This window comes from Paenibacillus sp. MER 180 (assembly GCF_023713665.1).
Taxonomy (GTDB): Bacteria; Bacillota; Bacilli; order Paenibacillales; family Paenibacillaceae; genus Paenibacillus_B; species Paenibacillus_B suaedae.
Genome location: NZ_JAMAVT010000113.1, coordinates 1 through 255 on the forward strand (window position 1 = coordinate 1; position 255 = coordinate 255).

Consider the following 255-nt stretch of genomic DNA (forward strand, 5'->3'; position numbering starts at 1 on the left):
CTTTCATGCTTAAGGAACGACCGATCTTGAACGTAGCAAGTGTCTCATCAATCAACTTGTTCTTAAATTCACTACCGCGATCGGTATGGAATAATTGAATTTGACTTAGATTTCCTTGCACAGAAGCGAAGGCTCGTGTGACTAAAGCTGCGTCCTTTTTCGGCCCTGCACTTGAGCCAATGATCTCTCGATTAAAGAGGTCAACTAATACACAGATGTAGTGCCATCTGTTTTTGACTTTGACATACGTTAGAT

The 255-nt window shown here is 41.6% G+C and carries 1 protein-coding gene; it reads right to left on the reverse strand.

Features of this window, described 5'->3' with window-relative positions:
• The coding region (locus M3661_RS30100) for a DDE-type integrase/transposase/recombinase (RefSeq protein WP_251491414.1) at positions 1-255 on the reverse strand (255 nt) is incomplete at both ends.